This window comes from Escherichia sp. S10b, assembly GCF_028421345.1.
GTDB lineage: Bacteria > Pseudomonadota > Gammaproteobacteria > Enterobacterales > Enterobacteriaceae > ECMA0423.
This window is the reverse complement of sequence record NZ_JAHZSO010000130.1, coordinates 1-882: the sequence shown is the minus strand read 5'-3', so window position 1 is coordinate 882 and position 882 is coordinate 1. Positions and strand designations below refer to the sequence as shown.

2 protein-coding genes and 1 pseudogene are annotated in these 882 nt (G+C 47.4%); 1 reads left to right on the top strand and 2 read right to left on the bottom strand.

The annotated features are described in order from the left end of the window. The first annotated feature begins 361 nt into the window (after window positions 1-361). The gene (locus FTE26_RS08505) at window positions 362-538 is read left to right on the top strand and encodes a hypothetical protein (protein ID WP_001205135.1); all 177 of its coding nucleotides are present in this window, start codon (window positions 362-364) and stop codon (window positions 536-538) included. Between the two features lie 141 nt (window positions 539-679). Here the strand turns inward: FTE26_RS08505 and FTE26_RS08500 are convergent, their stop codons facing one another. Both FTE26_RS08500 and FTE26_RS08495 read right to left on the bottom strand, forming a co-directional pair. Then, on the bottom strand, window positions 680-832 hold the full coding sequence (locus tag FTE26_RS08500; protein WP_001139675.1) for a hypothetical protein: 153 nt from the start codon (window positions 830-832) through the stop codon (window positions 680-682). Then, window positions 820-882 (bottom strand): annotated as a pseudogene (locus FTE26_RS08495) (lysis protein); the annotation flags it as partial. The gene FTE26_RS08500 and the pseudogene FTE26_RS08495, both read right to left, overlap by 13 nt.

Genomic DNA, 882 nt, shown 5'->3' with positions numbered 1-882 from the left:
CCATACCCGCTCCAGAATGTTTTAAACATGCATCTTGCGAACAACTTTAGGCAAACGGTGTTAGTGATGAACAAAAAACAATCAGAATCGACACCATAAAAATAAAATCACTGTAATATCAATCAATCACAGTGGTGGTGATGACGAATAAAATTTCAAAAACTAGCCTTTTTCCGCGACGCTCCCGCCCCGTGGTAGGCCACCCCACCGGGAGGACCCGTCAGCCTGACAGCTCTGACGAACGTCTGATACAACGCCTTGCATGAATGGCATCGGGATAATCCAGAAAGGCATAGCATCGTGCCCACAAGAATCTGTGTAAGTGTCCTGTTTCTTCCACCCCCGCACAGGACTGGCGAGCATGAGGGACAAACCCGCGAACCATAAACGCGGTAAAAACCCGGTGTGCATCGTTTTTGATTATTCCCGCACACTCTCGCAGAAGGAGTTCCCCGTCGGGCTACGGTCTCTGTTAATACGGGAATACGGCGACGATACAGCGCATGATGTGTCAGGCTTGAATACCTTTATCCGTTAAAAGGGATATCAGTTAAGTTATCCCGTGTAGGGTATAAGCCATTATCAAAGCCACTCTGTAGGGAGTGGCTTTTGTAATGGCAATAAAAAGCCCCGCGAATGCGAGGCTAAATCCTGGTATTTGTAATGACTGGCTCTTATCTCAACGCAGCCCCTTACCGCGCGCAAGATGCTCAATATCAAGCATCAGCAATGAGATGTTTAATCTGGATTCACTCCAGAAGTGATCACCATCCTGTCTACAGAGCCAGATGTGAAGGATGATGAGTAAAATTATCGCTATCATCGAAGGCATTGCGTCCTGATGTATTCCTGAAGCGTTCTCAGTGCTGTTTGGTCGCGGAT